The 22,873-nt window shown below is 69.0% G+C and carries 19 protein-coding genes and 1 tRNA gene; 3 read left to right on the top strand and 17 right to left on the bottom strand.

Annotated elements, in window-relative coordinates; genetic code table 11:
- Positions 1-31: 31 nt before the first annotated feature.
- The 11 genes from D1J63_RS15080 to D1J63_RS15135 all read right to left on the bottom strand — a co-directional run bounded on the left by D1J63_RS15080 (position 32) and on the right by D1J63_RS15135 (position 14,343).
- Entirely contained in the window at positions 32-3,931 is a 3,900-nt protein-coding gene (locus D1J63_RS15080) for a DNA-directed RNA polymerase subunit beta' (RefSeq protein WP_102931491.1), read from the bottom strand.
- Positions 3,932-4,028: 97 nt separating this feature from the next.
- A complete protein-coding gene (gene rpoB, locus D1J63_RS15085; protein WP_102931490.1) occupies positions 4,029-7,514 on the bottom strand; it encodes a DNA-directed RNA polymerase subunit beta in 3,486 nt (1,161 codons plus the stop codon).
- Between the two features lie 588 nt (positions 7,515-8,102).
- On the bottom strand, positions 8,103-8,492 hold the full coding sequence (gene rplL, locus D1J63_RS15095; protein ID WP_030400191.1) for a 50S ribosomal protein L7/L12: 390 nt from the start codon (positions 8,490-8,492) through the stop codon (positions 8,103-8,105).
- A 115-nt stretch (positions 8,493-8,607) separates the two neighbouring features.
- Complete coding sequence (rplJ, locus tag D1J63_RS15100) at positions 8,608-9,138, bottom strand: 50S ribosomal protein L10 (RefSeq protein WP_030145440.1); 531 nt, start codon at positions 9,136-9,138, stop codon at positions 8,608-8,610.
- A gap of 318 nt (positions 9,139-9,456) precedes the next feature.
- Entirely contained in the window at positions 9,457-10,299 is an 843-nt protein-coding gene (locus D1J63_RS15105; protein WP_125629262.1) for a DUF1396 domain-containing protein, read from the bottom strand.
- Between the two features lie 150 nt (positions 10,300-10,449).
- Positions 10,450-11,292 carry a hypothetical protein gene (locus D1J63_RS15110; RefSeq protein WP_125629263.1) on the bottom strand — a complete coding sequence of 281 codons (843 nt, stop codon included), beginning with the start codon at positions 11,290-11,292 and terminating at the stop codon, positions 10,450-10,452.
- Between the two features lie 215 nt (positions 11,293-11,507).
- Positions 11,508-12,233, bottom strand: coding sequence for a 50S ribosomal protein L1 (gene rplA, locus D1J63_RS15115; RefSeq protein WP_030145437.1), 726 nt, complete (start codon positions 12,231-12,233; stop codon positions 11,508-11,510).
- A gap of 82 nt (positions 12,234-12,315) precedes the next feature.
- On the bottom strand, positions 12,316-12,750 hold the full coding sequence (gene rplK, locus D1J63_RS15120) for a 50S ribosomal protein L11 (RefSeq protein WP_003974315.1): 435 nt from the start codon (positions 12,748-12,750) through the stop codon (positions 12,316-12,318).
- A gap of 168 nt (positions 12,751-12,918) precedes the next feature.
- On the bottom strand, positions 12,919-13,794 hold the full coding sequence (nusG, locus tag D1J63_RS15125) for a transcription termination/antitermination protein NusG (RefSeq protein ID WP_125629264.1): 876 nt from the start codon (positions 13,792-13,794) through the stop codon (positions 12,919-12,921).
- 80 nt (positions 13,795-13,874) lie between these two features.
- On the bottom strand, positions 13,875-14,162 hold the full coding sequence (gene secE, locus D1J63_RS15130; RefSeq protein ID WP_007443916.1) for a preprotein translocase subunit SecE: 288 nt from the start codon (positions 14,160-14,162) through the stop codon (positions 13,875-13,877).
- A gap of 108 nt (positions 14,163-14,270) precedes the next feature.
- Positions 14,271-14,343 (bottom strand) — tRNA-Trp (locus D1J63_RS15135).
- A gap of 239 nt (positions 14,344-14,582) precedes the next feature.
- Between D1J63_RS15135 and D1J63_RS15140 the strand changes: the two genes are divergently transcribed.
- Positions 14,583-15,809, top strand: a complete 1,227-nt coding sequence (locus tag D1J63_RS15140; protein ID WP_125629265.1) for a pyridoxal phosphate-dependent aminotransferase — start codon at positions 14,583-14,585, stop codon at positions 15,807-15,809.
- A gap of 126 nt (positions 15,810-15,935) precedes the next feature.
- Complete coding sequence (locus D1J63_RS15145; protein ID WP_125629266.1) at positions 15,936-16,967, top strand: adenosine deaminase; 1,032 nt, start codon at positions 15,936-15,938, stop codon at positions 16,965-16,967.
- Positions 16,968-16,991: 24 nt separating this feature from the next.
- On the opposite strand, the gene D1J63_RS15150 is transcribed toward D1J63_RS15145, so the two are convergent.
- The gene (locus D1J63_RS15150; protein WP_125629267.1) at positions 16,992-17,588 is read right to left on the bottom strand and encodes a TetR/AcrR family transcriptional regulator; all 597 of its coding nucleotides are present in this window, start codon (positions 17,586-17,588) and stop codon (positions 16,992-16,994) included.
- A 115-nt stretch (positions 17,589-17,703) separates the two neighbouring features.
- Between D1J63_RS15150 and D1J63_RS15155 the strand changes: the two genes are divergently transcribed.
- A complete protein-coding gene (locus D1J63_RS15155) occupies positions 17,704-18,336 on the top strand; it encodes an NAD(P)-binding oxidoreductase (protein ID WP_125629268.1) in 633 nt (210 codons plus the stop codon).
- Positions 18,337-18,372: 36 nt separating this feature from the next.
- On the opposite strand, the gene D1J63_RS15160 is transcribed toward D1J63_RS15155, so the two are convergent.
- The 5 genes from D1J63_RS15160 to D1J63_RS15180 form a co-directional block, all read right to left on the bottom strand.
- Positions 18,373-19,461, bottom strand: coding sequence for a UDP-N-acetylmuramate dehydrogenase (locus tag D1J63_RS15160; RefSeq protein ID WP_277601475.1), 1,089 nt, complete (start codon positions 19,459-19,461; stop codon positions 18,373-18,375).
- Positions 19,462-19,544: 83 nt separating this feature from the next.
- Positions 19,545-19,925, bottom strand: a complete 381-nt coding sequence (locus tag D1J63_RS15165) for a DUF3291 domain-containing protein (protein WP_102929481.1) — start codon at positions 19,923-19,925, stop codon at positions 19,545-19,547.
- Positions 19,926-19,974: 49 nt separating this feature from the next.
- Positions 19,975-21,474 (bottom strand): MFS transporter, encoded by a 1,500-nt coding sequence (locus D1J63_RS15170; RefSeq protein ID WP_125629270.1) that lies wholly within the window; start codon positions 21,472-21,474, stop codon positions 19,975-19,977.
- A 118-nt stretch (positions 21,475-21,592) separates the two neighbouring features.
- A complete protein-coding gene (locus tag D1J63_RS15175; protein ID WP_125629271.1) occupies positions 21,593-22,165 on the bottom strand; it encodes a TetR/AcrR family transcriptional regulator in 573 nt (190 codons plus the stop codon).
- A gap of 75 nt (positions 22,166-22,240) precedes the next feature.
- The gene (locus D1J63_RS15180) at positions 22,241-22,843 is read right to left on the bottom strand and encodes a TetR/AcrR family transcriptional regulator (protein ID WP_125629272.1); all 603 of its coding nucleotides are present in this window, start codon (positions 22,841-22,843) and stop codon (positions 22,241-22,243) included.
- Between the last annotated feature and the right edge of the window lie 30 nt (positions 22,844-22,873).

Below are 22,873 nucleotides of genomic sequence, written 5' to 3' on the forward strand. Positions count from 1 at the left end.
GGGGTGACCGCCCTTCGTTCAACCTGCCCGCTTACTGGTTGTACGGACCGTAGTCGTAGTCCTCCAGCGGAACGGCCTGGCCGGAGCCCGTGCCGAACGGCGAGTAGTCGATGTCGTCGTAGCCGACGGCCGAGTACATCGCGGCCTTGGCCTCCTCGGTCGGCTCCACCCGGATGTTGCGGTAGCGGGACAGACCCGTACCGGCCGGGATGAGCTTACCGATGATGACGTTCTCCTTGAGGCCGATGAGGCTGTCGGACTTGGCGTTGATCGCCGCGTCCGTCAGGACCCTGGTCGTCTCCTGGAAGGAGGCGGCCGACAGCCAGGACTCCGTCGCCAGCGAGGCCTTGGTGATACCCATCAGCTGCGGACGACCGGAGGCCGGGTGACCGCCCTCCTGGACCACACGACGGTTCTCGGTCTCGAACTTGGTCCGCTCGACCAGCTCGCCGGGCAGCAGCTCGGCGTCGCCGGACTCGATGATCGTCACGCGGCGCAGCATCTGCCGGATGATGATCTCGATGTGCTTGTCGTGGATCGACACGCCCTGCGAGTTGTAGACCTTCTGGACCTCGCCGACCAGGTGGACCTGGACGGCACGCTGACCCAGGATGCGCAGCACGTCGTGCGGGTTGGTGGCACCCACGGTGAGCTTCTGGCCCACCTCGACGTGGTCGCCCTCGCCCACCAGCAGACGGGCACGCTTCGAGATCGGGAACGCCGTCTCGTCGCTGCCGTCGTCGGGGGTGACGACGATCTTCTTGGTCTTCTCGGTCTCCTCGATCCGGACGCGGCCGGAGGCCTCGGAGATCGGGGCGACACCCTTCGGGGTACGGGCCTCGAAGAGCTCGACGACACGCGGCAGACCCTGGGTGATGTCGTCACCGGCCACACCACCGGTGTGGAAGGTACGCATCGTCAGCTGGGTGCCGGGCTCACCGATGGACTGGGCGGCGATGATGCCGACCGCCTCACCGATGTCGACCAGCTTGCCGGTGGCCAGCGAGCGGCCGTAGCACATGGCGCAGGTGCCGACCTGGGACTCGCAGGTCAGGATCGAGCGGGTCTTGACCTCCTCGACGCCGTGGGCGACCAGGGCGTCGATGAGCACGTCACCGAGGTCGACGTTGGCCGGCGCGATGACCTTGCCGTCGATGACGACGTCCTCGGCGAGCATGCGGGCGTAGACGCTGGTCTCGACGTCCTCCGCCTTGCGCAGCACGCCGTCGGCGCCGCGCTCGGCGATCCGGAGCCTGAGGCCGCGCTCGGTGCCGCAGTCCTCCTCGCGAATGATGACGTCCTGGGAGACGTCGACCAGACGACGCGTGAGGTAACCCGAGTCGGCGGTACGCAGAGCGGTGTCCGCCAGACCCTTACGGGCACCGTGCGTGGAGATGAAGTACTCCAGCACGGACAGGCCCTCACGGAAGGACGCCTTGATCGGACGCGGGATCGTCTCGTTCTTCGCGTTCGACACCAGACCACGCATACCGGCGATCTGACGCATCTGCATCATGTTGCCTCGTGCGCCCGAGTTCACCATCATGAAGATCGGGTTGGTCTTCGGGAAGTTGTCGTTCATCGCCTCGGCGACCTCGTTGGTCGCCTTGGTCCAGATCGCGATGAGCTCCTGCGTGCGCTCGTCCTTGGTGATCAGACCGCGCTCGTACTGCTTCTGGACCTTCTCGTCCTGCGCCTCGTAGCCGCGGACGATCTCCTTCTTCGCCTCGGGAACGACGACGTCGGAGATGGCCACGGTGACGCCGGAACGGGTCGCCCAGAAGAAGCCGGCCGCCTTCAGGTTGTCGAGCGTCGCCGCCACGATGACCTTCGGGTAGCGCTCGGCGAGGTCGTTGACGATCTCGGAGAGCTGCTTCTTGCCGACCTCGTAGTCGACGAAGGGGTAGTCCTCGGGCAGCAGCTCGTTGAAGAGCGCGCGGCCCAGCGTGGTCTTCAGGGTGAAGGTGTCACCCTGCTGCCACTCCGGCTCACCCTCCTCGCGGGCCGGGGGCTCCCAGCCGCGGGGCGGGATGGTGCCCACCGGGAAGCGGATGTCGACCTTCGACTGGAGCGACAGGTCGCCCGCGTCGAACGCCATGATCGCCTCGGCGGCGGACCCGAAGGAACGGCCCTCGCCCTTGAGGTCGCGGCCCTCTCCGTCGGTGGTGAGGAAGAACAGACCGAGGACCATGTCCTGGGTCGGCATCGTCACCGGACGGCCGTCGGCCGGCTTCAGGATGTTGTTCGAGGACAGCATCAGGATGCGGGCCTCGGCCTGCGCCTCCGCGGACAGCGGCAGGTGCACGGCCATCTGGTCACCGTCGAAGTCCGCGTTGAACGCGGTGCAGACGAGCGGGTGGATCTGGATGGCCTTGCCCTCGACCAGCTGCGGCTCGAAGGCCTGGATGCCGAGGCGGTGCAGGGTGGGCGCACGGTTCAGCAGGACCGGGTGCTCCGCGATGACCTCTTCGAGCACGTCGTACACGACCGTGCGGCCGCGCTCGACCATGCGCTTGGCGCTCTTGATGTTCTGCGCGTGGTTCAGGTCGACCAGGCGCTTCATCACGAACGGCTTGAAGAGCTCCAGCGCCATGGCCTTGGGCAGACCGCACTGGTGCAGCTTCAGCTGCGGGCCGACGACGATGACGGAACGCGCCGAGTAGTCGACTCGCTTGCCGAGCAGGTTCTGACGGAAGCGGCCCTGCTTGCCCTTGAGCATGTCGGACAGCGACTTCAGCGGACGGTTGCCGGGGCCCGTCACCGGGCGGCCGCGGCGGCCGTTGTCGAAGAGCGCGTCGACGGCCTCCTGGAGCATGCGCTTCTCGTTGTTCACGATGATCTCGGGCGCGCCGAGGTCGAGAAGCCGCTTCAGGCGGTTGTTGCGGTTGATGACACGGCGGTACAGGTCGTTCAGGTCGGAGGTCGCGAAGCGGCCACCGTCCAGCTGCACCATCGGACGCAGGTCCGGCGGGATGACCGGCACGCAGTCGAGCACCATGCCCTTGGGGCTGTTGCTGGTCTGCAGGAACGCGGAGACGACCTTGAGGCGCTTGAGCGCACGGGTCTTCTTCTGGCCCTTGCCGGTGCGGATGATCTCGCGGAGGCGCTCGGCCTCCTCGTCGAGGTCGAAGGACTCCAGGCGCTTCTGCAGCGCGGCGGCGCCCATCGAGCCGTCGAAGTAGGTGCCGAAGCGGTCGCGCAGCTCGCGGTAGAGCAGCTCGTCGCCCTCCAGGTCCTGGACCTTGAGGTTCTTGAACCGGTTCCACACCTCGTCGAGGCGGTCGATCTCGCGCTGCGCACGGTCGCGCAGCTGCTTCATCTCGCGCTCGGCACCCTCGCGCACCTTGCGGCGCACGTCGGCCTTGGCGCCCTCGGCCTCCAGCTCGGCCAGGTCGGTCTCGAGCTTCTTGGCGCGGGCCTCCAGGTCGGAGTCGCGGCGCTGCTCGATCTGCTGACGCTCGACGGAGACGTGGGCCTCCAGCGAGGGCAGGTCGCGCGTGCGGCGCTCCTCGTCCACGAAGGTGATCATGTACGCGGCGAAGTAGATGACCTTCTCGAGGTCCTTCGGCGCCAGGTCCAGCAGGTAGCCCAGGCGCGACGGGACGCCCTTGAAGTACCAGATGTGGGTGACGGGAGCGGCCAGCTCGATGTGGCCCATCCGCTCACGGCGCACCTTGGCGCGAGTGACCTCGACGCCGCAGCGCTCACAGATGATGCCCTTGAAGCGGACGCGCTTGTACTTGCCGCAGTAGCACTCCCAGTCCCGGGTCGGACCGAAGATCTTCTCGCAGAAGAGTCCGTCCTTTTCGGGCTTGAGGGTGCGGTAGTTGATGGTCTCGGGCTTCTTGACCTCGCCGTGGCTCCACTGACGGATGTCGTCAGCGGTGGCCAGACCGATCCGGAGCTCGTCGAAGAAGTTGACGTCGAGCACTATGCGTCAATCCCTCTCAGGGTTGTAAGTCTGTGGTCTGAAACGGGGGTCGCGGGATCGGCGGGGCCTCTGCGTGAGAGGCCCCGCCTGACTCCCGTCAGACCTCTTCGACGCTGCTCGGCTCGCGCCGCGACAGGTCGATGCCGAGCTCCTCCGCTGCGCGGAAGACGTCCTCGTCGGTGTCACGCATCTCGATGGACATGCCGTCCGAGGACAGCACCTCCACGTTGAGGCACAGGGACTGCATCTCCTTGATGAGCACCTTGAAGGACTCGGGGATGCCGGGCTCAGGGATGTTCTCGCCCTTGACGATGGCCTCGTAGACCTTCACGCGGCCGGTCACGTCGTCGGACTTGATGGTCAGCAGCTCCTGGAGGGCGTACGCGGCGCCGTAAGCCTCCAGCGCCCACACCTCCATCTCACCGAAGCGCTGGCCACCGAACTGGGCCTTACCACCCAGCGGCTGCTGGGTGATCATCGAGTACGGGCCGGTCGACCGGGCGTGCAGCTTGTCGTCGACCAGGTGGTGGAGCTTGAGGATGTACATGTACCCGACCGAGATCGGGTCCGGGAACGGCTCACCGCTGCGGCCGTCGAACAGCCGCGCCTTGCCGGTCGGGAGCACCATGCGCTCGCCGTCCCGGTTCGGGATGGTGTGCTGGAGCAGGCCGGCCAGCTCGTCCTCGCGCGCACCGTCGAAGACCGGGGTGGCGACGTTGGTGCCGGGCTCGACCTTGTCGGCGCCGATCGCCTGGAGGCGCTGCGCCCACTCCTCCGCGAGGCCGGAGACGTCCCAGCCGCGGCTGGCGAGCCAGCCGAGGTGGATCTCCAGGACCTGTCCCGGGTTCATTCGGGACGGGACACCCAGCGGGTTCAGGATGATGTCGACGGGCGTGCCGTCCTCCAGGAACGGCATGTCCTCGATCGGGTTGATCTTGGAGATGACGCCCTTGTTGCCGTGCCGGCCGGCGAGCTTGTCACCGTCGGTGATCTTGCGCTTCTGCGCGACGTACACGCGCACCAGCTGGTTCACACCGGGGGGAAGCTCGTCGCCCTCCTCGCGGTCGAAGACGCGGACGCCGATGACCTTGCCGATCTCGCCGTGCGGGACCTTCAGCGAGGTGTCGCGGACCTCACGGGCCTTCTCACCGAAGATCGCGCGGAGCAGGCGCTCCTCCGGCGTCAGCTCGGTCTCACCCTTGGGCGTGACCTTGCCGACCAGGATGTCGCCGGCGACGACCTCGGCACCGATGCGGATGATGCCGCGCTCGTCGAGGTCGGCGAGGACCTCCTCGGAGACGTTCGGGATGTCCCGGGTGATCTCCTCGGGGCCGAGCTTGGTGTCACGGGCGTCGACCTCGTGCTCCTCGATGTGGATCGAGGAGAGGACGTCGTCCTGCACGAGGCGCTGCGACAGGATGATCGCGTCCTCGTAGTTGTGACCCTCCCACGGCATGAACGCGACCAGCAGGTTCTTGCCGAGCGCCATCTCGCCGTTCTCGGTGGCCGGACCGTCGGCGAGGACCTGGCCCTCGATGACGCGGTCGCCCTCGGAGACGATGACCTTCTGGTTGACCGAGGTGCCCTGGTTGGACCGGGAGAACTTGGCCAGGCGGTACGTGATGTACGTGCCGTCGTCGTTGGTCGTCGTGATGTAGTCCGCGGAGACCTCCTGGACCACACCCGGCTTCTCGGCCTTGACCACGTCGCCGGCGTCGGCGGCGGAGCGGTACTCCATGCCGGTGCCGACCAGCGGGGACTCGCTCTTGATGAGCGGCACCGCCTGACGCATCATGTTCGCGCCCATGAGGGCACGGTTGGCGTCGTCGTGCTCCAGGAACGGGATCATCGCGGTGGCGACCGACACCATCTGGCGCGGCGAGACGTCCATGTAGTCGACGTCGTCACCGGGGACGTAGTCGACCTCGCCGCCGCGGCGGCGGACCAGGACGCGGGCCTCGGCGAACCGCATGTCGTCGTTGAGCGTGGCGTTGGCCTGCGCGATGACGAAGCGGTCCTCCTCGTCGGCGGTCAGGTAGTCCACCTCGTCGGTGACCTGGCCGTCGACGACCTTGCGGTACGGCGTCTCGATGAAGCCGAACGGGTTGATGCGGCCGTACGAGGCGAGCGAGCCGATCAGACCGATGTTCGGGCCTTCGGGCGTCTCGATCGGGCACATGCGGCCGTAGTGCGACGGGTGCACGTCGCGGACCTCGAAGCCGGCCCGCTCACGGGAGAGACCACCCGGGCCGAGGGCGTTCAGACGACGCTTGTGCGTCAGCCCCGACAGCGGGTTGTTCTGGTCCATGAACTGGGACAGCTGGCTGGTGCCGAAGAACTCCTTGATGGAGGCGACGACCGGCCGGATGTTGATCAGGGTCTGCGGCGTGATCGCCTCGACGTCCTGGGTGGTCATGCGCTCGCGCACGACGCGCTCCATACGGGCGAGACCCGTACGGACCTGGTTCTGGATCAGCTCGCCGACGTTGCGGATGCGGCGGTTGCCGAAGTGGTCGATGTCGTCGGTCTCGACGACGATCTCCCGGCCCGACTCGCCGACCGTCTCGGTCTCACCGGCGTGCAGCTTCACCAGGTACTTGATGGTGGCGATGATGTCGTCGGTGGTGAGCACGCCGGCGTCCAGCGGCTCGTCCGCGCCGAGCTTCTTGTTCACCTTGTAGCGGCCGACCTTGGCGAGGTCGTAGCGCTTCGGGTTGAAGTAGAGGTTCTCGAGCAGCGTCTGCGCGGCCTCACGCGTGGGGGGCTCGCCCGGACGCAGCTTGCGGTAGATGTCGAGCAGCGCGTCGTCCTGGCCCTGGGTGTGGTCCTTCTCCAGGGTGGCGCGCATGGACTCGTACTCGCCGAACTCCTCGAGGATCTGCTCGGTGGTCCAACCGAGGGCCTTGAGGAGGACGGTCACGGACTGCTTGCGCTTGCGGTCGATGCGCACACCGACCATGTCGCGCTTGTCGATCTCCATCTCCAGCCAGGCACCCCGGGACGGGATGATCTTGGCGGAGAAGATGTCCTTGTCGGACGTCTTGTCGATGGAGGAGTCGAAGTAGACGCCGGGCGAACGGACCAGCTGCGAGACCACGACACGCTCGGTGCCGTTGATGACGAAGGTGCCCTTGTTGGTCATGAGCGGGAAGTCGCCCATGAAGACCGTCTGGGACTTGATCTCGCCGGTCTCGTTGTTGGTGAACTCGGCGGTGACGAAGAGCGGGGCCGCGTACGTGAAGTCGCGGTCCTTGCACTCGTCGATGCTGTTCTTCGGGGGCTCGAAGCGGTGGTCGCGGAACGTCAGCGACATCGACCCGGAGAAGTCCTCGATCGGGGAGATCTCCTCGAAGATCTCCTCCAGACCGGACTTGGTGGGGACGTCCTGACCGGACTCCAGAGCCGACTCGACGCGAGCCTTCCAGGCGTCGTTGCCGAGGAGCCAGTCGAAGCTCTCGGTTTGCAGCGCCAGGAGGTTCGGAACCTCGAGGGGCTCCTTGATCTTTGCAAAGGAGATGCGCAGCGGGGCGGTGCTGGCAGCGTTGTTCGTATTCGCGGTCGAGGCATTGCGCGAGGCGGCCAAGAGGGGGTCCTTCCGAGGGCTCGGACTCACTACGCGCGTACCGGCCCCTCTTCCGTGCACGGAGACAGGGGGTGCCTGATGTGGCTAAAGAGCCAGGTCAGACATGCTCTGGTCGTCAGTGCTCGGGCGAGGGCAGACCCCTGGTGACGGGCAGGGGGCAGCTAACAGGCAGCGCAAAGGGTCAGTGTAGCCACTTGGCCCACTGATGTCCAGTGCGGTTCTCGGGGACCGTGTTCGCTCCTCGTTGTTCTCACCACCTGTGCGGCAAGGCCTCGCCCTCAACGCACCCAGATACTGCCCTCTTCGCCGTCGATCCATGCCTCGGATTCGGATCCTTTGACGACGCCCTGAGAATTGCGCGCTGCGTGCGGTTCGTCAAGGCCCCCCTTGGCCCGAACCGGTTGTCTCCAGCGGCTCTCAGGGCCCCGGAGACGGCACGACGAAGATCACCCTACTCTTCACCGTCACAGGTGCAAGGCAGCCGCCGCCGGACCCCGGATACGCCGAAGAGCGACCACCCGGATGGATGATCGCTCTTCGGTGCTACGGCGTTACAGACCCTGACGGATCCGTGGTGCCGGTGCGGTCTTACTTGACCTCGACGGAGGCGCCGGCGCCCTCGAGGGACTCCTTGGCCTTGTCCGCGGCGTCCTTGGCGACCTTCTCGAGGACGGGCTTCGGGGCGCCGTCCACGAGGTCCTTGGCCTCCTTCAGACCCAGGGAGGTCAGCTCGCGCACGACCTTGATGACCTGGATCTTCTTGTCGCCGGCACCGGTGAGGATGACGTCGAACTCGTCCTTCTCCTCGGCGGCCTCGGCGCCACCGGCGGCGGCACCGCCACCGGCGACGACGACCGGGGCGGCCGCGGCGGCGGTGACGTCGAACTTCTCCTCGAAGGCCTTCACGAACTCGGAGAGCTCGATGAGGGTCATCTCCTCGAACTGGGCGAGCAGGTCGTCCTGGCTGAGCTTCGCCATGATGGCGGTCCTTCCACTAATTCGGCAGGTGCCGGATGTACGGGGTGTGGCGGGCGTACGTCGGCCCGCTGCGACCCGTGCCGCTCAGGCGGCCCGGATCAGAAAGCGAGCCGAGTTACTCGGCACCGCCCTGCTCGTCCTGCTTGGCACGGAGCGCGTCCACGGTGCGGACGAGCTTCGAGGGCAGCGCCTGGAAGACGGAGGCAGCCTGGGACTGCTTCGCCTTGAAGGCACCGGCCAGCTTGGAGAGCAGAACCTCGCGGGACTCGAGGTCCGCAAGCTTCTTGATCTCGTCGGCGGTCATCGCCTTGCCGTCAAGGACACCGCCCTTGATGACGAGATTCGGGTTGTCCTTGGCGAAGTCGCGCAGACCCTTCGCCGACTCCACCGGGTCACCGGTGACGAAGGCGACGGCCGTCGGACCAGCGAAGAGCTGGTCGTCGAGCGTGATCCCGGCCTCGTTGGCCGCAATCTTGGTCAGCGTGTTCTTCACCACGGCGTACTGGGCGTTCTCACCGAGCGACCGGCGCAGCGTCTTGAGCTGCGCCACGGTGAGACCGCGGTACTCGGTCAGCACGGCGGCGTTGGAGCTGCGGAACTTGTCCGTCAGCTCGGCAACCGCGGCAGCCTTTTCGGGCGTCGCCATAGAGCCTCGGCCTCCTTCCGGGTGATTCGGACCGCGCGGACCCGAAGGAGGACTGGGGAAAACGAAACGCCCCGGCGCAGGCGCTCGGGGCGTGGCTCGACCGTTCGTCATCCGCACGGGGCGGGGACTTCCGGGAGCTCATCCACAGTCACCTGCGCGGGTCGTCCGCAGTTCAGCGGATCCTTCGGCCACCGTGCCCTCTTTCGAACACACGGCAACGACCAGCGGTCTTTGGCTTCTGTGGAAGCGTACGTGAACGGGGCAGTGTCAAGCAAATCCGCCCCAGCGGCGACCCGGCCGGGCCCGGCGTGCGACGCCTCAGCCCTGCTGGGACTCCTCCATCATCTCGGCCAGGTCGGCGACCTCCGCGGCCGGCGGGGCGCTGACCTTCACGGGCTCGTTGACGCCGAGGAAGGTGAAGGTCATGTCCAGCGGGCCCTTGTCCGCGTCGGCCCGCATGCGGAACTGCTTGGTCCGGTCGTCGCCGTCGACCCACATGTCCATGGTGAGCTTGTCGACGCCCATCTTCTCGTACTGCTCGAGGCTCTTCTGGCGCTTCTCCCGGGTGGCCTCTCCCTCGTCCCCGATGGTCTTCTCCAGGTCGGCGAGGGTGACGGTGCCCTTGTAGTGGGTGGTCTTCACGCCTTCGACGGTCTCGGTGCCGACCTTCTCGACGTCCTTGGCCCCGGTGAGGAAGGTGGACTCGGTCGCCGGGTTCTTGTCGGCCTGGGAGGCGCTGCCCATCTGGTTCATCTGCTCGTCGACGCCCGTGCCGGACAGGTCGAACTTGATCCAGCGCTTGCCGTCCATCTCCTTGGCCGCCTCGGGGCCGCCGCCGATGTACATGGCCTTGTCGACGAGCCGGATCTCCGCGGTGCCCTCGGCTCCCTGGTCGAGGGCCGTCATCTTCATGCTCATCGCGAGCGTCGGCTTCATCTGCATCTCGGCCTCGGCCTTGATGCGGCCCTCCTCGGGCGTCTTGCCGGTCAGGCGGTAGTGGAGGGAGTTGATCTCCTCCGAGTTCTTCGCCGCCTTGGCGACGGCGGCCGCGGGCGTCATCTCCGGGGACGCGGAGTCCTCCTTGCCGCAGCCCACCGCCCCGGCGGCGAGCAGCAGTGCGGCGAGACCGGCGCCCACGGGCACGCGTACGGAAGTCTTCATCGATATCCCCCCACGGGATTCAGGGAGCACAAGGGGCGCGGTCGTCACAGGAAACGCACCGCTGCTCCACAGGAGTTCTCCAGGACAAGGACGCGAGCGTATCCGAATCGGTTCGAACGATCTTGTGAATTCCGGGCCGCCGGACGAACCTCAACCCGCCTGTGACCTGAGCAGTTCCTTGAAGTCCGTGGTGTCCCCGGCCGGCGGGCGCTGCGCGGAGACCGTGACGCCGTAGTCGCTGTAGTAGGCGGTCTGGGTCAGCTCTCCGGTCTTCGTGCGTCCTCGCTCGACCTTCTTGACCAGCAGGTCCCGGTCGTCGACCCAGATGTCGACGGTCTGGGCGGTCTCCGTGCCCACCGTGCCGGACCAGTGCGTGGTGCTCCGGCCGCGTGTCGTCTCCTCGCCCACCTTGAGCACGTCCCCGGCCGTCAGCAGCAGCTTCACCGCCTGGTTCGGCGTGGTGTTGCGCATCTGGTCGGCGAACCCGGCGCCCGCCCCGCCGCCGAGGTCCTCCAGGTCCTCGTAGACGTACTTGATCCAGTGCCGGCCACCCACCCGTTCGGCGAACTCGTCGCCGACCCGGGCGTAGTAGGCGTCGGGCAGGTACCGGGCCTCCATCGCGGTGGTGCCGAGGCGGCGCATGGTCTCGGCTGTCGTGCCACCGGTGTAGGTGATCGTCAGGGTGCCGGTGAGGCCGTCGTCGCGCCAGCCGAGGGCGCCCTCGGCCTCGAGGGACAGCTCGCGGCCCATCACGGTCGTGGACTCCACCCGCGCCGAACCCGCCCGCCCGGTGGCCCGTTCGACGGCCCGCAGGGCGTCCGCCGAGGGGCCGGTGAGGGCCGGGGGACCAGAGGACGGGGCGGTCGGCCGCGGTGGGGTGGAGGTGGCCGGCGCGGCCGCGGGCGGTTCGCCGGCGGTGCACGCGCTGCCGCACGCCAGCGCGGCGGACACCGCGATCGAGGCGACCGTACGGCGTGCCCTCGTACCCGTCATCCGCCCACCCCTTGCGCCCCGTACGGCTCCTGCGCCCCATGCGCGGGTCCGGTGCCCGCACGCTAACCCAGGGCGCCGGAAAAGGGGACGGGGCGAAAGGGACGGCCGATAGGGGGCCGCCGAAGGGGCCGGCCGAAAAGGGGTCGGCCGAAAAGGCGCGGGCCCCGCACCTCGGAAGGTGCGGGGCCCGTGAACCGGTGGGGCGAGCTGTTCGCTCAGACCGCGGCCGGGTCCTCCTCGACGAGGAGGTTGCGGGTGCGGTTGGAGTCCAGCGGAATGCCGGGGCCCATCGTGGTGCTGATGGCGGCCTTCTTGATGTAGCGGCCCTTGGCGGCGGACGGCTTCAGACGGAGGATCTCCTCCAGCGCCGCGCCGTAGTTCTCCACCAGCTTGGTGTCGTCGAACGACGTCTTGCCGATGATGAAGTGCAGGTTCGAGTGCTTGTCGACGCGGAACTCGATCTTGCCGCCCTTGATGTCGTTGACAGCCTTGGCGACGTCCGGGGTCACGGTGCCGGTCTTGGGGTTCGGCATGAGACCACGGGGACCGAGCACGCGGCCGAGGCGGCCGACCTTGCCCATGAGGTCCGGGGTGGCGACGACGGCGTCGAAGTCCAGACGCCCCTTCGACACCTCGTCGATCAGCTCGTCGGCGCCGACGATGTCGGCGCCCGCGGCACGCGCGGCCTCGGCACGGTCACCGGTCGCGAAGACCAGGACCCGGGCGGTCTTACCGGTGCCGTGCGGGAGGTTCACGGTGCCACGGACCATCTGGTCCGCCTTGCGCGGGTCGACACCCAGACGGAAGGCGACCTCGACGGTGCCGTCGAACTTGGAGGTGGAGGTCTCCTTGGCGAGACGGACGGCCTCGAGCGGGGCGTAGAGCTTGTCCCGGTCGATCTTGGCGTCCGCAGCGCGGAGAGACTTGCTGCGCTTGCTCACTACTGCTCCTGTGGCTTCTTAGGAGTCGTGGTCCGGGCCGAGCAGGCCCTGCCACTACTGCTTGACTTACGGGGGTGGAGGGTCAGCCCTCGACCGTGACGCCCATGGAACGCGCGGTACCGGCGATGATCTTCTCCGCCTGGTCCAGGTCGTTGGCGTTGAGGTCGGGCATCTTGGTGGTGGCGATCTCACGGACCTGGTCACGCGTGATCTTCGCGACCTTGGTCTTGTGCGGCTCGCCGGAGCCCTTCTCCACGCCCGCGGCCTTGAGGATCATCTTGGCGGCCGGCGGCGTCTTGGTGATGAAGGTGAAGGAGCGGTCCTCGTAGACCGTGATCTCCACCGGGATGACCCAGCCGCGCTGCGACTCGGTCGCGGCGTTGTAGGCCTTGCAGAACTCCATGATGTTGACGCCGTGCTGACCCAGCGCGGGGCCGACCGGCGGAGCCGGGTTCGCGGCACCGGCCTGGATCTGGAGCTTGATGAGCCCCGTGACCTTCTTCTTCTTGGGAGGCATAGCTCTCCGGGTCCTTTCGATTCGGGTCCTGCCCACGTCCGGGAGCTACCCGGACACAGGCATACCGCACAACGATAACGGGTATGGATGCGCGGCCAAAAACCGAGCAGGTCAGACAGTCCCCGAGGGTCCTGCCTGACCTGCGCGGAAGCGTACGTCCGAGAAGAACTAGTTCTTCTGGATCTGGTCGAAGCTCAGCTCGACCGGGGTCTCGCGGCCGAAGATCTCGACGAGGCCCTTGACCTTCTTCGAGTCGGCGTTGATCTCGTTGATCGTGGCCTGGAGGGTGGCGAAGGGGCCGTCGGTGACGGTGACCGAGTCGCCGACCTCGAAGTCCAGCACCTGGACCTCGACCTTGCGCTGCGGCGCCGGCTTGCCCTCGGCCTCGGCGGCCTCGCGGGCGGCCTTCTCCTCGGCCTCCGGGGCGAGCATCTTGACGATCTCGTCCAGCGTCAGCGGGTACGGGTCGTAGGCGTTGCCGACGAAGCCGGTGACGCCGGGGGTGTTGCGGACGACGCCCCAGGACTCGTTGGTGAGGTCCATGCGGACCAGCACGTAACCCGGCAGCTTGTTCTGGCGGATCGTCTTGCGGTCGCCGTTCTTGATCTGGACGACCTCTTCCTGCGGCACCTCGGCCTGGAAGATGTAGTCCTCGACGTTGAGCGAGACGGCGCGCTGCTCGAGGTTGGTCTTCACGCGGTTCTCGTAACCGGCGTAGGTGTGGATGACGTACCACTCGCCGGGCAGGACGCGCAGCTCCTGGCGGAGCTTCTCGATCGGGTCGACGTCGGGCTCGTCGGACTCGGCCTCGGCCTCACCGGCTTCGGCGTCGGCCTCGTCGGCCGCCTCGGCGGTCTCGTCCGCTTCGGCGTCCGCCTCGTCCGCCCGGTCCGTCTCCGTCGTCTCCGCGACGACCGTGTCGTCGGCAGCCTCGGCCTCGACGGAGGCCTCGGTGTCCTCGTTGTCGGCGCCCTCGACGGTGCCGAGCTCGTCCTCGACGGACTCGACCGGCTCGATGGCGTCGTTCACGTTCGGGTCAGACACTGTGGCTGCTTCTTCCTGGATACATAGGGGTGGAACACGCGAAAGGGGCGCCGGGTACCTCGGCGCCCTTCGCTCTCGACTCAGCCGAAGACGTACTTGGCGGCGTGAGAGAAGCCATAGTCAATCAGAGTCACCAGGCCGATCATGATGACCACGAAGATGATCACCACGGTGGTGTACGTCGTCAGCTGGTTGCGGCTGGGCCAGACGACCTTGCGCAGTTCCGCGACGATCTGGCGGTAGAAGAGCGCGAGCCGCTTCAGCGGGCCCTTCTTGCCTCGCTTGCCGCCCTTGCGGGACTTCTTCTTGGAGTCCGGCGCCTCGTCCTGGGCATCAGGCATGTCGATGGAGCCCACGGCGTCCGTCACTCGTCCTCACCTGATTCCGGGTCGTGGCCGTGCCGCGCCCGGTTGGAGCCGCACGGCGGTGCATTGCTGTACGTACATGCGCACACATCCTGGCGATGGTGTGTGTAGCAGGGCCGGAGGGACTTGAACCCCCAACCGCTGGTTTTGGAGACCAGTGCTCTACCAATTGAGCTACGACCCTTTGTTCGTCCCCCAACGTACCGCATCCGCCCGGATGCTTGGTGTGCACCGGGTGATCGCGGGCCGCTGAAGGCCAACGAGGTGAGAGTGTACGTGCTCACGGGCCGGGCGTCGAACAGAAAGCACGTCCGGACTGATGTTCAGGCCGTGGACCGGACTGGAGTTCAGGGCGTGGACCGGTCCGGTTCAGTCCGTGAAACCCCTGTGCCCGTGAGGTTTCCGGTCTGGAACGATGGGGTCATGAGCGCTGCAACCCCTCCCACCGAGCGCCGGGTCTCCGCCCGAGTCGGCGCGATCTCCGAGTCCGCGACCCTCGCCGTGGACGCCAAGGCGAAGGCCCTCAAGGCCGCCGGACGTCCCGTGATCGGCTTCGGCGCGGGTGAGCCCGACTTCCCGACGCCGGACTACATCGTCGAGGCCGCCGTCGAGGCGTGCAAGAACCCGAAGTTCCACCGCTACACACCGGCCGGCGGGCTGCCCGAGCTGAAGGCCGCCATCGCCGCGAAGACGCTGCGCGACTCCGGCTACGAGGTGGACCCGTCGCAGATCCTCGTCACCAACGGCGGCAAGCAGGCCATCTACGAGGCCTTCGCCGCGATCCTCGACCCGGGCGACGAGGTCATCGTCCCGGCGCCGTACTGGACGACGTACCCGGAGTCGATCCGGCTGGCCGGCGGTGTCCCGGTCGAGGTGGTCGCCGACGAGACGACCGGCTACCGGGTGACGGTGGAGCAGCTGGAGGCCGCGCGCACCGAGAAGACCAAGGTCGTCCTGTTCGTGTCGCCGTCGAACCCGACGGGCGCCGTGTACAGCGAGGCCGAGACCAAGGCGATCGGCGAGTGGGCCGTCGAGCACGGCCTGTGGGTGCTGACCGACGAGATCTACGAGCACCTCGTCTACGGCGACGCCGTCTCGGTGTCCCTGCCGGCGCTGCTGCCCGAGCTGCGCGACAAGTGCGTCGTGGTCAACGGCGTGGCGAAGACGTACGCGATGACCGGCTGGCGGGTCGGGTGGGTCATCGGCCCGAAGGACGTGGTCAAGGCCGCGACCAACCTCCAGTCGCACGCCACCTCCAACGTGGCCAACGTCTCCCAGGCGGCGGCGCTGGCCGCGGTCTCCGGCGACCTGGACGCCGTGGCGAAGATGCGGGAGGCCTTCGACCGGCGCCGCCAGACCATCGTGCGGATGCTCAACGAGATCGACGGCGTGCTCTGCCCGGAGCCCGAGGGCGCGTTCTACGCCTACCCGTCGGTGAAGGCGCTGCTCGGCAAGGAGATCCGCGGCAAGCGTCCGCAGGACTCGGTCGAGCTGGCCGCGCTCATCCTGGAGGAGGCCGAGGTCGCGGTGGTGCCCGGTGAGGCGTTCGGCACGCCGGGGTACCTGCGGCTGTCGTACGCGCTCGGGGACGAGGACCTCGTCGAGGGCGTGAGCCGGATCCAGAAGCTGCTGGCGGAGGCGCGGGACTGACCGTCCCCCGCCCGCTCCAGGGGCCACACCGGAACGTTCCGGTGTGGCCCCCTTTGTTTGTGCGAGCAAGACCACGTACGGGGAAAGTGCTGTCGGGCCGGGCGTGTCGTACGGCAGGATCACGGAATGGAGCGTGTACGTGATGTCTCTGAACTGCCCAAGGCCCATCTCCACCTGCACTTCACCGGGTCGATGCGGCCCACCACCCTGCTGGAACTGGCCGACAAGCACGGCGTACGGCTGCCCGAGACGCTGACCGAGGCGCTGGGCCGCGGGGAGTCGCCGAAGCTGCGGGCGACGGACGAGCGGGGCTGGTTCCGCTTCCAGCGGCTGTACGACGCGGCGCGGTCGTGCCTGCAAACGCCGGAGGACATCCAGCGGCTGGTGCGGGAGGCCGCCGAGGAGGATCTGCGGGACGGGTCGGGGTGGCTGGAGATCCAGGTCGATCCGACGTCGTACGCGCCCCGGCTGGGCGGGCTGATTCCGGCGCTGGAGATCATCCTGGACGCGGTGGAGACGACCGTGCGGGACACCGGGATCGGGATGCGGGTGCTGGTGGCCGCGAACCGGATGAAGCATCCGCTGGACGCGCGGACGCTGGCGCGGCTGGCGGTGCGGTACGCGGAGCGCGGCGTCGTCGGCTTCGGACTGTCGAACGACGAGCGGCGGGGCATGGCGCGGGACTTCGACCGGGCGTTCGCGATCGCGCGGGACGGGGGGTTGCTGAGCGCGCCGCACGGGGGTGAGCTGACCGGCCCGGCGTCGGTGCGGGACTGCCTGGACGACCTGGAGGCGGACCGGATCGGGCACGGTGTGCGGGCGGCGGAGGATCCCCGGCTGCTGAAGCGGCTGGCGGACCGGCAGGTGACGTGCGAGGTGTGCCCGGCGTCGAACGTCGCCCTGGGCGTGTACGAGAAGCCGGAGGACGTGCCGCTGCGGACGCTGTTCGAGGCGGGGGTGCCGATGGCGCTGGGCGCGGACGATCCGCTGTTGTTCGGGGCCCGGCTGGCCGCCCAGTACGAGATCGCGCGCGAGCACCACGGGTTCACGGACGCGGAGCTGGCGGAGCTGGCGCGCCAGTCGGTGCGGGGGTCGGCGGCGCCGGAGGAGATGAAGGCGAAGCTGCTCGCGGGGGTGGACGACTGGCTGGCGGCCTAGGAAGGGCCGCGGGCGGGGCGCGGGTCAGCCGAGTCCCGCGAGCAGCGTCCGGGCCAGACGGCGCGCGAACGCGTCGACCGGCGGGCGTACGCCGGTCGGTGTCGCCTCGTACGCGAAGGCCCGTTGTGCGCAGGCGCCCAGCAGAAGCGACGCGGCCGCGAACGTGTCCGCGTCGGACCTGACCCGCTTCGCCGCCTGCTCGGCCCGCAGATAGGCGTCGAGGCCCTCGATCGGCAGGTGCGGCCCGGTGCCGAGTTCACGCATCGTGTCGTCGTGCCGGCGCTTGAGCTGGGTCTGCGCGTACAGCGAGGCGGCGATCGGGAAGCTCTGTTCGTAGAAGAGCGCGGCCTGGCGGGCGATCTCCGTGAGGTTGTCCTCGAGCGGGGCCCGTCCGGGCTCGGCCGCGAGGCCCCGGAGCAAGGGGGTCAGCCGGGGCAGCCGCTCGGACAGGACCCGGATGAACAGCTCCTCCTTGCTCGCGTAGTGCTTGTACAGCGCGGCCTCGGAGCAGCCAGCCACCCTGGCGATCTCCTTCGTGGTGGCCCGGGCGAGCCCGACGGTCAGCATCAGCTCGTGGGCGGCGTCCAGGATGCGTTCCCTGGCCGGCTTGGCGGAGGGCATGGCTGCTCCAGTCGGGGGTTGACTCGGGGGTGAGTGCTTGCTCACTCTAGAGGGAGTGGGGGTGAGTGAGTACTCACCCACCGGTCCGTTCGGACGCGTATGGATGGGGTGTGCCATGAGACTCACCGTCTTCGGTGCCACCGGAGGAATCGGTCAGGAGATCGTCCGGCAGGCGCTCGGCGCGGGACACCGGGTGACCGCCGTCGTACGGGACCCGGCGCGGCTGTCCGTGACCGGCGAGGGCCTGGAGGTGTTCCGCGCGGAGCTGGGAGACCCGGCGGCGGTGCGTCCGGCGGTGGCCGGGCGGGACGCCGTGCTGTCCGGGCTCGGCGCCCGCAGCCGGAAGGACGCGGGGGTCGCCACCCGGCTGACCCACACGGTGCTCGACGCGATGCGGGCCGAGAGCGTGAGCAGGCTGCTGGTCGTCAGTGCCGCCCCGGTGGGACCCGAGCCACGCGAGAGCGGGTTCGTGGACCGCGCCGTGCGCGGCATCGTCTCCGCCGTGCTGAAGGACGTGTACGTCGATCTGCGCGCCATGGAGGACGAGGTGGCGCGCAGTGGCCTGGACTGGACGGCCGTCCGCCCGCCGCGATTGCAGGACAAGCCGCTGACCGGCCGGTACCGGACGGTGGTCGGCGGTTTCCCGCCCAAGGGGCGTTTCGCGGGCCGGGCGGACGTCGCCCACGCGATGCTCGCCATGATCGAGGACACGGGGACCGTCAAGCAGGGTGTGGGCGTCGCCTACTGAGCCCCCCGGCCGGGCGTCGCCTATTGAGGCCGGCCGTCAGAGGCCGACGCCGACCGTCACCGGTTCGTTGACCAGCGTCACGCCGAAGGCCTCGTGGACTCCGGCGACGACCTCGCGGGCCAGCGCGAGCAGGTCCTCGGTGGTCGCCCCGCCGCGGTTGGTGAGGGCGAGGGTGTGCTTGGTGGAGATGCGGGCGGGGCCGTCGCCGTACCCCTTGGTGAAGCCCGCCCTGTCGATCAGCCAGGCCGCGGAGGTCTTGACGCGGCCCTCACCCGCCGGGAAGGCGGGCGGCTCCACGGCGTCACCCAGGCGTTCGGCGACGCGGGAGCGGAACGCGGCGAACTCCTCGTCCGTGAGGATCGGGTTGGTGAAGAACGACCCGGCCGACCAGGTGTCGTGGTCCTCGGGGTCCAGCACCATGCCCTTCCCCGCGCGCAGCTTCAGCACCGTTTCCCGGGCGGCCGTCAGCGGCACCCGGTCGCCGGCCTCGACGCCCAGGGCGCGGGCCGTCTCGGCGTAGCGCAGCGGCGCGGAGAGACCGTCGGCGTCCTCCAGCTCGAAGCGGACCCGCAGGACGACGTAGCGCTCGGGCTCGGCCTTGAAGCGGCTGTGGCGGTAGGAGAAGGCGCAGTCCGCGTTGGAGAGGGCGACCGTCTCGCGGCTGCGGCGGTCGTACGCCGTGACCTCGGTGATCGTGGCGGACACCTCCTGGCCGTACGCGCCGACGTTCTGGATCGGGGTCGCGCCCGCCGAGCCGGGGATGCCGGCCAGGCACTCGACGCCCGCCAGACCGGCCTCGACGGTACGGGCGACCGCGTCGGTCCAGATCTCGCCGGCCGCCAGCTCGAGCGTCGTGCCGTCGAGCCGGAAGCCGCGCGTGGCGATGTGCAGGGCGGTGCCGTCGAAGCCCTTGTCGCCGATGACCAGGTTGGATCCGCCGCCGATGAGCAGGAGCGGGGTCCCGGTGTCGTCGGCCTCGCGGACGGCGGCGATCACCTCGGCGTCGGTCGTGGCCGTGACCAGCCGGGTCGCGGGCCCGCCCAGTCGGAAGGTGGTCAGCGGGGCGAGGGGAGCGTCGTGGAGTTCCTGCACGCGCTCAAGACTACGAGACGCCGCCGACGGCACCCACGGCACCGAGCGGTGGGGAACGCGGGAACGCCCCGGCCGGCCCGGCCGGGGCGTCGCCGGGCGGGTGCCCGGGCCCGTTCTCACGTCAGGCGCCTGCGTACCTCCGCCCAGCTCACCGGTAGTTCGTCGCTCGACGCCGGCCAGGAGGCGAACTTCGAGTCCCGCATCTGTGCCGACAGGCCGCGGGAGGTCGGCGCGTGGGTGCCGGAGCGGGCGAAGGCCTTGAGGGCCTCGGGCGACTCCCAGGCGGAGAGCGTCCAGAAGGTCCGCTTGAACGGCTCCGCCCTCAGGGAGGCGCCGTATGCCCCGGGCGCGCTCCCGACCTGCCGCCACACGCCCGGCGTGCGCGCCAGGAACTTCAGCGCTCCCCACAGGGTGCGGGTCTCGAAGCGGGAGGCGAAGACGTGGACCTCGGTGGCCCGGGGAGGGCGGTTCGGCACGGTCCAGGGAAGGGTGGGCATGTCGTACTCCTCTCGTGTCCGTTGTGCTCGGGCTTCAGGTGTCGCGCGGTCAGTGGGGGGTCGTCGGGCGCGTCGCGGCGAGGACCGGTTCCGGCGCCGGGGCCGGCTCCGGCGCCGGTCCGGCCGAGGCGCCCCCTTCCCCGTCGCCGGTCCGGCGGCGCGCCGGGATCGCCAGGGCCGCGAGGCCGCCGAGGGCCACCACCGCGGCGCCCACGGCGACCGCGGGTCGCAGTCCGTCCACGAAGGTCTGCGCCGACTCGTAGCCGCCCTGCGCCGCGAAGATCGACGACATGACCGCGATACCGAGCGCGCCGCCCACCTCGCGCAGTGCGTTGTTGGCGCCGGAGGCGATGCCCTGCTCCTTCGCAGCGACGCTGGACATCACCAGGGCGGAGGCGGGGGCGAAGTAGAGGGCCATGCCGATTCCGCTGACGATCAGACCGGGCAGCTGGATCGCGTAGGAGGCGTCGGCCGTGATCACGGAGGCCAGATAGCCGAGCCCGGCCGCCTGGAGGACGAGTCCGGCGGCGACCACCGGGCGGCCTCCGACGCGGTCGGAGAGGATGCCGGCGATCGGCGCGACCAGCATCGGCATGCCGGTCCAGGGCAGCATGCGCAGGCCCGCCTCGGTGGGCGAGTAGCCGAGCACGAGCTGCATGTACTGGCTGAGCAGGAAGATCGAGCCGAACATCCCCAGGAACATCAGCAGGCTCGCCGCGTTGACGCCGGAGAAGGCGCGGGAGCGGAACAGCCGCATGGGGAGCATGGGGTTCTTGGCACGGGTGCTGTAGAGGACGAAGCCGACCAGCAGTGCGACCCCGGCGAAGAGGGCGGTCAGCACCACGGCGCCGGTCCAGCCGTCGACGGGCCCGCGGACCAGGCCGTAGACGATGCCGAAGAGTCCGCCGCTGGCGAGCAGGGTGCCGGGTATGTCGAGCGGGGCGCCGGTGCCGTGGGACTCGGCGAGGCGGAGGCGGGCGAGCGGCAGCAGGGCCAGGCCCAGCGGAACGTTCAGCCAGAAGATCCACTGCCACGAGATGTGCTCGGTGAGGCTGCCGCCGACCAGCGGCCCGGAGGCCACCGCGAGCCCGTTGACCGCGCCCCAGATGCCGTACGCCATTCCGCGGCGCTCGGCGGGTACCGCAGCCGTGAGCAGGGTCAACGTCAGCGGCATCATGATCGCCGCGCCGACGCCCTGCACCGCGCGGGCCGCGATGAGCGAGTCGATGCCGGGCGCCACGGCCGCGGCGGCGGAGGCCCCGGTGAAGACGGTGAGGCCGACGAGGAAGAGCTTGCGGCGGCCGAAGCGGTCGCCGAGTGCCGCGCCGAACATCAGGAGGACGGCGAAGGTGAGCGTGTAGGCGCTCACGGTCCATTCCAGGTCGTGCAGCGCGCCGCCCAGATCCTCGCGGATGGAGGGCAGGGCGGTGGTGACGACGAGGTTGTCCAGGGCCGCCATGAAGCCGGCGACGCTGGTGATGACGAGGGCCCAGACGGCTCCCCCGCGAGGTGTGTGGTGTGTGTTCCGACGTGCTCCGTGCTGTGACATCTCTCCCCCAGAGGGTGTGCACTCGCCGTGACGTGATGATTGATTAGTAATTGATGACTAACTTTTACGGGCGTGCGTGAGCGACGAGTACTCGCTCCCAGCCCTCGTTCGCGCGCCCCTACGCGCCTTCCCGGCCGGTCTTGGCCTGCCCGGATTCGTAGATGCCGCCGTAGACGCGGTGCCCCGGCGGGAACCCCATCCCGACCAGGGTGTTGATCAGCATGCCGTAGGCCAGGAAGGTCGTCGTCTGCCCGATGTCCGCCCCCAGCGGCAGATGCACGGTGTCCCAGATCTCGAGCCACCCCTTGCGCACCATCTCGCCGAACTCGTGGTCCCCGGCCGCCTCGGCGGCGGCGACGGTGACGTACACCTGCAACTGCATCTGGAGCTTCTCGGGCTGGTCCGCGATCAGCTGCGAGTAGGCCTCGGCCATGGCGTGCAGGGCCTCTTCGCCGTGCAGTCCCTCGGACGCCCTCTCGAAAACCTCCCGCGTGTCCCGCAGGCAGCGCTCCGCCACCGCGAGGAAGATCGCCTTCTTGCCCGGGAAGAGACGGAAGAGGTACGGCTGGGAGACGCCCACGCGCTTGGCGATGTCCTCCGTGGACGTGCCGTGGTAGCCGCCCCGGGCGAACTCGCTCGTCGCCGCGCGAATGACGCTCTCACGCCGTTCCTCTGCGCTCATCCTGACCATGCGGCTAAGTTAGTACTCAATCACTAACTTGGTCAAGGGCCTTGCGTCCCGGGTGGCGCGGGAGGTGGCGGCGAGTCAGCGCGGGCGCCGTTGCAGCACGTCGGCGAGCACCGTGTTCACCAGCTTGCCGACGGTCGCCGCGGCCGGCGGGCCGGGATCGCGGTCCGCGAACAGGAGGTGCCCTCCGCCGACCAGGGAAAGGGTGAGCGAGTCGATGTCGGCGTCGGCCGAGATGCGCCCCCTCGCGCGCTCGTCGGCCAGGTAGGCGGAGACGGCGGCCGCGACCTGGGAGAGGATCGCGATGCCACCTCCGGGCATGGCCTGCCGCAGCCGTGCGCGCAGCTCGCCCCGGAAGGTGATGAGCGGGATGATCGCCACCGGAACCGGCCCGAACAGAGTGGTCAGCGCATCGGTGAGGTTGGCGGCCACGGTGCCGGTCCCCACGGCCTCGCGCAGCGCCAGTGCCTGGGTCTCGAGCTGCGCGGCCCGGTCGAGCACCAGCTCGGCGAGGAAAGCGTCGAAGTCGGCGAAGTGCCGGTGCAGCACGCCCTTGGCGCAGCCCGCCTCGTCCGTGACGGCCCGGCTGGTCAGCCCGTTCGGGCCGTCCCGCAGGAGTACGCGTTCGGCGGCGTCGAACAGCTGCTGCCGCGCGTCACGAAGATGCACTCCGGTCGGCACTCGCGGAACCTCCCTCACGCCAGGCACCCC

Origin of the sequence: Streptomyces sp. KPB2 (genome assembly GCF_003950055.1) — a bacterium.
In the GTDB taxonomy this organism is placed as follows: domain Bacteria; phylum Actinomycetota; class Actinomycetes; order Streptomycetales; family Streptomycetaceae; genus Streptomyces; species Streptomyces salinarius.